The sequence below is a fragment of the Phenylobacterium sp. genome, assembly GCF_020253645.1.
Lineage (GTDB): Bacteria > Pseudomonadota > Alphaproteobacteria > Caulobacterales > Caulobacteraceae > Phenylobacterium.
On the sequence record NZ_JADCBG010000151.1, the window covers coordinates 1 to 9,502 of the forward strand.

The window sequence follows — 9,502 nt, forward strand, 5'->3', positions numbered from 1 at the left end:
CGGCGGCGGGGTTCGACAGGTCCGGGACCAGGCCCAGGGCGGCGACGTCAGGCACGCGGGTCCGGGCGATAGGCATGGGATTGCCGATCAGCCGCCAGGGCTGCCCGGCCGCCACCGAGGCGCGCCAGGCGGCCTCAAGGTCCGCCTCCTGCTCCGGACCGATCAGCCGCCGGCCAGGGGCGCCGGTCGTCTCGCGCTCGAGGGCCTCGGCCTCCTGCCGGCTGTTCACCCTGTCGCGCCAGTCCGCATAGTCGACCTGAAGGGCCCTGGCGGTGTGACGGGTCTCCAGGGTGCAGAGGGTGGCCAGATCGCCGAACACATAGGTGCGCCAGAACTGGGCGCGGGTCCGCCCTGGCGCAGGATCGCGGATGGGCATCCACTCGTAGTAGGCCTGGAGAGCGGCCTCGCGGCGGGAGGCCCAGTCGCCCTCGGTCGCCGGCTGGTGGTTCTCGGCGCCGTCCGTCCAGGGATTGTTGGCGCTCTCGTGATCGTCCCAGCAGCACAGCAGCGGCTTTGCGGCGAGCATGGCGCGGGAGCCGGCGTCGGTCTTGTACTGGGCGTGACGGACCCGGTAGTCGGACAGGGTGAGGGTCTCCCCCGGAGGCTCGTGGAGCCGCCCGAGGCGGCGGGCGGTGGCCGCGCCCCAGCCGTCGGCGGCGTACTCGTAGATGTAGTCGCCGGTGTGCAGGACGACGTCCACAGCTGCATCCCGGGCGATGGCTGCGTAGGCGTTGAAGCAGCCGAAGGCGTAGTTGGAGCAGGAGACCAGGGCGATGCCCAGCCGGTTCAGGCGGCCGGTCGGCAGGGTCAGGGTGCGGCCCACCGGCGATGTCTCGCCCAGGGTCCGGAAGCGGTAATGGTAGCGGCCACCGGGCTGGAGACCCGAGACGAGAACCTTGACGGTGAAGTCCCGGTCCGGGCCCGTCCAGAGCCGCCCGGCCTGGACGGTGCGCAGGAAGGCGGCGTCATGGGCCAGTTCCCACTCGACCTCGACGGGTTCACTGGCCGTGACCCGGGTCCAGAGGACCAGGCTGCCGGCGTCAGGATCGCCGCTGGCCACGCCATGCCGGAAGACCTCCAACGGCTTCGCCCGGGCCGCCGCGGGGTGGGCGCCAAGAGCGAGGGTCGAGACGGAGAGCCCCGCGAGGGTCTCGCGGCGACTGGGGGATCCTTGGGTCATGCGCGCTCCGGAACCAGTACGGTCGAAGCGCCCAGTGTGATCCGGAACTGTGTCGTTTGGACGAAGGGTGCGCCCTAGGCGCCCACCCAGTTGCCGTGGAAGCCGAAGGGCACCCTGCGGGGGACCTTCGCCACCGCGACGGGGCCGCGGTCGACGTCCGAAGCGTCGAGGACGACGAGGTCGGACCGGTTCTCGGCGGCGCGCCAGACCACAGCGGTCAGCCAGCCATCGCCCTCCGGGGCGGTGTCGGACCGTGGAACGAAGACGGGTTCGGAAACCTGGTCGCCGGGCTCGAAGGTGCAGACCTTCCGGGCGCCGGTCTTCAGGTCGATGTGGGCGATGGCGTTCATCTTGACCGACTTCGCCCCGGTGGTGTCCGCGGCGTAGTAGCCGTGCCGGTAGGCAAGGCCCGCAAACCGCTCGTCCAGCCGCGGGAACTCCGAATCGAGGTCGTCGATCGGCGTCTCCTTCACCTGGTCGGTGGCGCCCGTCAGGTCGAACTCCCACCGGGTCAGGCGGGCGCCGCTGCGCGAGCCGGGCCGGCCGTCGGCGAGGGGGAAGAGGGGCGCCGCGTCATAGAGGCAGACCTCGGCCACGATCTTTCCGTCCGCCTCATAGGCGTTCATCGGATGGAAGACATAGCCGGGCTCGGTGGTGAACCAGCGGATACGGGAAGGATCCTCGCCACGCCTCATCAGGCCGACATACGAAGGCTTGTCCGGCTCCCAGGCATATCCCGGAAGCCCCTTCATGGCCCGCTCCAGGCTCCCGGTCAGCGGCATGATGGGGAAGAGGACATAGTTCTCGGTCACCAGGAAGTCGTGCACCATGGCCGAGTAGGGCGCCTCGAAGTCGGTGCGGCGCACGACCCTGCCGGCGGCGTCCGTCACGCCGTAGCTCATTGTGGTGGAGAAGGGGTGCGGCCCGACGCCGTAAGCGAACCAGACCATCGCGCCGGTCTTCGGGTCCAGCTTGGGATGGGCGGTCACCCGGCCCCCGTACTCGGCGGCGTAACCCCGGGGCTCCAGGGTGTCGCGGTCGATCTCGAAGGGCATGTGCCCCTCCTCCAGAGCCAGCAGCCGGCCGGCATGGAAGAGGATGTTGGTGTTGGCCACGCCGCTGTCCTGGCCCGCCGCAAGCGGATCGCTCAGCATGGGGTTGAAGCCGCCGAAGAGGGCGCGGCCATGCTGGCGCTCAAGCTCCCACTTGGGCGTCCGCACATACCGGTTGCGATAAGTGACCTTGCCGTCGCCAACCTGAAAGGCGTGGACCATGCCGTCGCCGGTGAACCAGTGATAATGAGGATCGAGGGGATCGAACTGGGGGTTCGGACCAGTCCGGTAGAGGGCGCCCCGCAGACCGGCCGGAAGGTCGCCGACCACCTCCAGCTCAAAGTCGTCCTCGGACCGGACGGGTGCGAAGTTACCGGTCAGGTAGGGATTGGTGCGGGTCTTTTCGCTCATCGGGGTCGCGCCTCGGCCAGATTACGATGTAAAGTGTTGAACCTTCCGGGCGATCGACGCAAGGCCGCCGTCTCGGAAGCAGCAAGATGGATGTCTGAATGCCCAGGGTCCTGTCCGACGCCGACGTCGCCGATTTCCGGAGCCGTCTCTGCACGGCCGCCGAGGAGCTGTTCGCCGAGCAAGGCATAGACGCGGTCACCATGCGGCAACTGGCGGCGGCCCTGGGTGTCAGCCCGATGACGCCCTATCGCTACTTCCGGGACAAGGAAGAGATCATCGACGCTGTCAGGACCAGCGCCTACAACCGCTTTGCGGACGCCCTCGAGGCCGCGTTCGACGCCGAGAGCGATCCGGTCGAGAGGTCCATCGCGGTGGGCCAGGCCTATCTGGACTTCGCGGTGAACAACTCGCGCGCCTACGCCCTGATGTTCGACCTCAAGGACATGAAGGCCCCGCCGTCGGCCGGGCTCCTGGCGGCGGGAGAACGGGCGCGGGACTGCCAGTTCCGCCATGTCCGGGGTCTTATTGACGCCGGCCTCCTGACCGGGAATGCGACCGATTACGGGAACGTCTTCTGGGCCCTGGTCTACGGCCTCGCCGGCCTGGTCCTCATCGGGCAGATATCCCCGGAGGAGGGCCGCAGGCTGAACCGGCTCGCCTGCCTCGGAGCCATCGCCAAGGCGGCCCCTTGACCTCGCCGCCGGCAGGCGGTGGAGATGCCGGCGGAGTGCTTGAGCCGGAGACCCCTGATGCCGACACCCTTTGAAGTCCGCTGGAGCGACGCCGAGATCGGGGCGGTGCTCGCCCAGGTGCGCGCCTATCCCTGGCCCGTCGCCCCCCAGGTGGAGGACGGATGGGCCTACGGCTGCGAAGAGACCTGGCTCAAGTCCCTCTGCAGCTACTGGGCGGACGGATTCGACTGGCGGGCGGCGGTCGCCAACCTCAACCGGTTCCCCCAGTACACGGCGCGCGTGGGCGACTTCGACCTCCATTTCCTGCACGTGGTGGGCGAGGCCGGCGGCAAGCGGCCCCTGCTCATCACCCACGGCTGGCCAGGCTCGCACTTCGAGTTCTGGGGCGCCATCGAGAAGCTGGCCTATCCCAGCCGGTTCGGCGGCGACCCGGCGGACGCCTTCGATCTCGTCATCCCCTCCCTCCCCGGCTTCGGGTTCTCGTCCAAGCCCAAACGCCCGATCGGCCAGAAGGCCACGGCGGCCCTGTTCAACCAGCTGATGACGGAGGTGCTGGGCTACCCGTCCTACCTCGCCCAGGGCGGCGACTGGGGCGGTCTCGTCACCTCCTGGCTGGGCCACAACCATGGCGACAGCGTGCGCGCCATCCACCTGAACATGATCGGCTTCCGGCCCCACGGCGGGCCAACCTCCGAGGCCGAGATCGCCTGGATCACCCGGCAGGGCCAGATGATGGAGCTGATGGGCGCCTATTTCCGCCTGCAGGCCTCCAAGCCCCAGTCCATCGCCTGGATGGCGGCGGGCAATCCGGTAGGCCAGGCCGCCTGGATCGCCGAACGGTTCCACGACTGGTCAGACCTGTCGGCCAAGACCCTGGACCAGGCCTATTCCCGCGACCAGCTGCTGACCAACATCATGATCTATGTGATGACCGGCAGCTTCACGACCGGGGCCTGGTACTATCGCGGCCTCCTCGAGGAAGGCGGGGTCGCCTTCAAGCCGGGCGAGCGCTGCGAGACCCCGACGGCCTTCGCCAACTTCCCGGGCGAGCCCCTCTATTCCGCCCCGCCGCGCACCTGGGCCGAGCGGGCCTACAACATCGTCCGCTGGACCGAGATGCCGCGCGGCGGGCACTTCGCAGCCATGGAGGAGCCCGACCTCTACGTGGACGACGTCCGGGCCTGGGCCCGAGAGGCGGGCTAAGCCAGACCGTGGCGCGCTACGACTTCGCCTCGGACAACACGGCGCCGGCCGCGCCGGAGGCGATGCAAGCCCTGGTCGAGGCCAACGGGGCGGGATTCACGCCCGGCTACGGCGCCGATCCCGTCACGGCGGCGGCGGCGGATGCGGTGCGCGCCCTGCTGGACGCGGATGCGGAGGTGAGGTTCGTCGCCTCCGGGACAGCGGCCAACGCCATCTGCCTTGCCGCCCTGGCGAGACCCTTTGAGTCCGTGCTCGCCCATCGCCACGCCCACATCCTGACCGACGAGACCGGGGCGCCGGGCCTGTTCGGCCACGGAGTCGGCCTGAGAGGCCTGGAAGGCGCCTCGGGGCGCATCGATGCTGCGGGGCTGGACGCCGCTCTGGCTGAGCCGGAGGTGTCTCACCGCCAGCCGCCTGCGGCGCTGTCCCTGACCCAGGCGACGGAGTACGGAGCGGTCTATGCCGCCGATGCCCTGGAGGCCCTCTGCGCCCGGGCGAAGTCCGCAGGGCTCGGCGTGCACCTCGACGGGGCCCGCCTGGCCAACGCGGCGGCGGCGGGGTTCGACCTCCGGCGGATCGGTCCCATGGGCGTGGACCTGCTGGTGCTGGGGGGCGCCAAGTCGGGCATGCCGCCCTGCGAGGCGATCGTGATCTTCGACCGCGCCCTGGCCCGCCGCTTCGATGCGCGTCTCAAGCAGTCGGGGCAGCTGGCGTCTAAGGGCCGGTTCCTGGCGGCGCCCTTCCTGGGAATGCTGGCCAACGGCGCCTGGACGCGCCATGCGGCCCACGCCAACGCCATGGCGGCGCGCCTGGCCGCCGCCTGCCCCTTCCCCCTCGCCCATCCGGTGGAGGCCAACGGGGTCTTCGTGCACATGGACGAGGCCCGGCTGGAGGCCCTGAGGGCCGAGGGCTGGTTCGTCTACAGGTTCTTGGACGGCTCGGTTCGGTTCATGTGCTCATGGGCGACCACGGCCGAGGCGGTGGACGAGATCGCGCACGCCCTCCGGCGGATCGCCTGAGCCCGCCGTCGCGTATTGTTACCGGATTGTCACATAACAGGCCGGAGCGCGCCGGGAACCGAGCGAGCGTTTGATTCCACACGACGGGCGCCATAGGCAGGGCGCAGGGAGACGGAATTCACGCAAGGGCGCACGCATGTGCGGAGAAGCTGCGCGGCATTCCTCCTGTTCATGACAATCAGACTGGCGAGGGGCTGGAAATGATCATCTGCGGAGTGAGAGCGTTTCGGACAGGCCTGATGGCGACCGCCGCGCTGTGCGGGCTGGCTTCTGCCGCGCCCGCCTTCGCCCAGGGCGGCGGAACCGAGGTCGGGGAAATCGTGGTCACAGGCTCGCGGATCCAGCGGCCGAACCTGGAGGCCACCCAGCCCCTGCTGGTGATCTCCTCCGAGCGGATCGAGGCCAAGGGGCAGACCAACCTCGCCGAGGCCATCAATGACTCTCCGTCTTCCGGCGTCCCGATCAACCCGATCGGCGACCAGGGCGGCTTCGGCACCGGCCGGAACTATGTGAACCTGCTGAATCTCGGCACCAACCGGACCCTGACCCTGGTGAACGGCCGACGTTTCGTGGGCTCCAACGCGGCCTCCCTGTTCACCGGCACAGGCGCTGGCGGCCAGGTGGACCTGAATGGCATCCCCACAGGCCTGGTCAACCGGACCGAGCGGGTGTTCGGTACTGGCGGCGCCGTTTATGGCTCGGACGCCATCGGCGGCGTGGTCAACATCATCACCCGGACCCGCTATGAGGGCTTTGAGGTCAACGGTCAGTTCGGGATGTCCGAGTACGGCGACGCCGAGGAGTACCGCGCCCGGGTCATCGGCGGGCTGAACTTCCTTGACGACCGCCTCAACATCATGGGCAGCTACGAGTACAACAAAACAGAAGCCCTCGCCTTCACGGACCGATCGGTCACCAACCGGCAGATCGCCTTCTCCAACAATCCGCTGAACACCGGGCCTGCCGACCTGATCGCGGGCTCCATCCTGATCCAGAACCGGCGGATACCCGAGCTGACCGCCGGAGGCCTGCCCGCCCGGACCGGGGGGACGGCCCTCTCCGGCATATTGACGATCGCCGATCCCAACAGCCCCGGCGGGCGCATCGCCGCCCAATTCGATCGCGCAGGCAACCTTGTCCCCTTCCAGACGGGAACCTTCTATCAGACGTCCATCGCCTCGGGCGGCGACGGGGTGAACCTGGCGAAGCTGAGTTCGCTCCGCTCGCCCCTCGACCGGCATGTGGCCAGTGGCTTCGCCACGTTCGAAGTGACGCCCAAGGTCCGCCTGAAGGCCGAAGTCTTCTTCTCGCGGGTCGAGGCTGAAGAACCCTTCAACCAGCCCATTTACAACGCCTCGGTGTTCGGCGGGAATTCCGCCGCTCTGCGGATGTCCACCTCAAACCCGTTCCTGTCGGCGCAGGCGAAAGCCGCCATCCTGGCTCAACCCACGGCCCTTCCTGCAGATACAGCCTCTCCCGGCGACAGGATCTTCTTCCTCAACCGGGCGTCCTCCGACATCGGGAACAACAAGACAAACGCAGAGGGCGATCTCTATCGCGGCGTCCTCCTGGCAGAGGGCGACCTGGAGCTTTTGGGACGCGACTTCAACTGGGATGTCTCTGTCAACCGCGGCCAGTCGAAGGGGTCATTCTCCGCGCCCAGCATCGTGCAGGCCAGGTTCCTGCTGGCCATCGACGCGGTCCGGGACTCCACCGGCGCCATCGTCTGCCGTGACGCCGCCGCCCGGGCGGCGGGCTGCGCACCCCTCAACCTCTTCGGAGAGGGTGCGCCCTCCAAGGCGGCCCTGGATTATGTGGGCGTCCAGTTCCGCAGCGACTATCAGATTGACCAGACGGTCTATCAGGCCAACTTCGGCGGCAGCCTGGCGGATCTGCCCGCCGGCGCCCTCGGCTTCAATGTTGGCTACGAGTTCCGCAAGGAAGAGTCCGACTTCCAACCCAACCAGCCTCAGCGGGACGGTGTCGGCCGCTCAGCAGCAATCGCAGCCCTGTCCGGATCCTTCGACACCACCGAGTACTATGGCGAACTCTCGGTCCCCGTTTTCGGGGGCGACTTCTCCTTCATCGGCCTTCAGGGGCTCGAAGTGGAAGGGGCCTATCGCTATATCGACAATTCCCAGGCGGGTGACGACACCTCCTGGAGCTATGGCCTGCGGTGGAAACCCATCAACGACCTGACGATCCGCGGCACCCAGAGCCGGTCCTTCCGGGCCCCGGCGATCACCGAGGTCTATCTGCCCAAGTCGACCTCCTTTACGCAGGCGACGGACCCCTGCGACTCCCGGAACATCAATTCCGGACCGAACCCGACGGCGCGGAAGGCCAACTGCGCCGCCGCCTTCACGGCCCTTGGCCTGCCGGCCACCTACGCCCTGGTCTCGAATATCCAGAGCTTCACAGTCGAGGGCGCCACCTCGGGCAATCCGGACCTGGAGAACGAGATCGCCGAGCAGTGGACTCTGGGCTTCGTCTACCAGCCGAGCTTCATCCCGAAGCTCGCCCTGACCTTCGACTTCGTCAACGTCAAGCTGACCAAGGCGATCGTCAACTTCAACCTGACCTCGATCCTCAGCACCTGCTACGACTCCAACGCCTATCCGTCGACGGTCTGCAACCGCTTCCAGCGCGGCAATGCGGCGTCGGGCGCCCAGGCGGGCCAGATCCTGGGGCGTGACCAGGCGGCGGGGATCGATGGTCCGCAGTCTGGCTTCGTGAACGCCGGTTTCACCAACTTCCAGGGCTTCACCGTCGGTCTGGACTGGAACCTCGAACTCGCCACGATCCGCGGCTTTGACCGCTTCGGCGGCGGCGATCCCGGGACGCTGGACTTCAACCTCGACCTGTTCTCGGTCCGCCAGCAGGAGACCTCGGTCAATGGCTTCGGCACGGACCTGAACCGGGACGTGAACGAGATCGGCAACGCCGAGTGGCAGTGGAAGCTGGAGTCGGCCTACACCCGCGGGCCGTTCTCGGCGATCTGGACCTTCAACTACATCGGGGAGTCGAAGTTCAACAACGACTTCACGATCGAGACCCGGACGCCCCTGACGGTGGACGCCTACATGCGCCACGACCTGGTCTTCTCCTATGACTTCGCCGAGATGATCGGATCGCCCATGGGCCTGAAGAACATGCGCGCGCGCCTGTCCATCGAGAACCTGACCGACCAGCCGCCGCCCTTAGGCTCGACCCTCCCCCTTGGGACCTATGATGTGCTGGGTCGCTACTACAAGCTGGGTGTGACGGCGCGCTTCTGACGCCATCAGGACCTGGAGACCCTCGCCCCGGCCGCCCAGCGGCCGGGGCTTTTTCCTGGGACCTTCGGGCGGGACGCCGGAGGCTCAGACCACGAAGCGGGCGAGGCGGCCCTTGATGATGGCCTCGGCCTCGGAAACGATGCGCGAGATGAGTTCGGCGCACGACGGGATGTCGTGGATCAGACCCTGGACCTGGCCCGCGGACCAGATGCCGTGGTCGGGATCGCCGGTCTCGTAGACGACCCGGCCGCGGGTGCCGGCCACGAGTTCACGCACGTCCTCGAACTTGGCGCCCGAGCGCTCTAGCTCCACCACCTGGCGGCTGATGTCGTTGCGCGCCACCCGCGAGGTGTTGTGCATGGTGCGGAAGATGAGGTCGGTGGCGCGCTCGTCGTTCTCGACGATCTGGCGCTTCACGTTCTCGTGGATCGGGCTTTCCTTCGTGCACATGAAGCGGGTGCCCATGTTGATGCCCTCGGCGCCCAGGGCCAGGGCGGCCACCAGGCCGCGGGCGTCGCCGAAACCGCCCGAGGCGATCATCGGGATCTTCACCTTGTCGGCGGCGGCGGGAATGAGGATCAGGCCGGGCACATCGTCCTCGCCCGGATGGCCGGCGCACTCGAAGCCGTCGATGGAGATGGCGTCGACGCCCATGCGCTCAGCCGAC

Annotated in this window: 7 protein-coding genes; 4 read left to right on the forward strand and 3 right to left on the reverse strand. The window is 68.1% G+C overall.

Features of this window, described 5'->3' with window-relative positions:
- Together INE98_RS10480 and INE98_RS10485 are read right to left on the reverse strand one after the other, a co-directional pair.
- Positions 1–1,180: alkaline phosphatase D family protein (locus INE98_RS10480; protein ID WP_293538767.1), on the reverse strand; the 1,180-nt coding region annotated here is incomplete at its 3' end.
- A gap of 74 nt (positions 1,181–1,254) precedes the next feature.
- A complete protein-coding gene (locus tag INE98_RS10485) occupies positions 1,255–2,643 on the reverse strand; it encodes a carotenoid oxygenase family protein (protein ID WP_293538769.1) in 1,389 nt (462 codons plus the stop codon).
- Positions 2,644–2,741: 98 nt separating this feature from the next.
- On the opposite strand from INE98_RS10485, the gene INE98_RS10490 reads away from it, so the two are divergent.
- From INE98_RS10490 to INE98_RS10505, 4 genes are all read left to right on the forward strand, one after another.
- Complete coding sequence (locus INE98_RS10490; RefSeq protein WP_293538771.1) at positions 2,742–3,335, forward strand: TetR/AcrR family transcriptional regulator; 594 nt, start codon at positions 2,742–2,744, stop codon at positions 3,333–3,335.
- Between the two features lie 57 nt (positions 3,336–3,392).
- The gene (locus INE98_RS10495) at positions 3,393–4,538 is read left to right on the forward strand and encodes an epoxide hydrolase family protein (RefSeq protein ID WP_293538773.1); all 1,146 of its coding nucleotides are present in this window, start codon (positions 3,393–3,395) and stop codon (positions 4,536–4,538) included.
- A gap of 8 nt (positions 4,539–4,546) precedes the next feature.
- On the forward strand, positions 4,547–5,557 hold the full coding sequence (locus tag INE98_RS10500) for a beta-eliminating lyase-related protein (protein WP_293538775.1): 1,011 nt from the start codon (positions 4,547–4,549) through the stop codon (positions 5,555–5,557).
- A gap of 239 nt (positions 5,558–5,796) precedes the next feature.
- Positions 5,797–8,835, forward strand: coding sequence for a TonB-dependent receptor (locus INE98_RS10505; RefSeq protein WP_293538776.1), 3,039 nt, complete (start codon positions 5,797–5,799; stop codon positions 8,833–8,835).
- 84 nt (positions 8,836–8,919) lie between these two features.
- Here the strand turns inward: INE98_RS10505 and INE98_RS10510 are convergent.
- The coding region (locus INE98_RS10510; RefSeq protein WP_293538778.1) for a nitronate monooxygenase family protein at positions 8,920–9,502 on the reverse strand (583 nt) is incomplete at its 5' end.

Bases quoted from the DNA above. Each gene is read 5' to 3' on its own strand.
- INE98_RS10485 (WP_293538769.1), bottom strand. From the start codon at position 2,643: ATGAGCGAAAAGACCCGCACCAATCCCTACCTGACCGGTAACTTCGCA.
- INE98_RS10490 (WP_293538771.1), top strand. From the start codon at position 2,742: ATGCCCAGGGTCCTGTCCGACGCCGACGTCGCCGATTTCCGGAGCCGT.
- INE98_RS10495 (WP_293538773.1), top strand. From the start codon at position 3,393: ATGCCGACACCCTTTGAAGTCCGCTGGAGCGACGCCGAGATCGGGGCG.
- INE98_RS10505 (WP_293538776.1), top strand. From the start codon at position 5,797: ATGGCGACCGCCGCGCTGTGCGGGCTGGCTTCTGCCGCGCCCGCCTTC.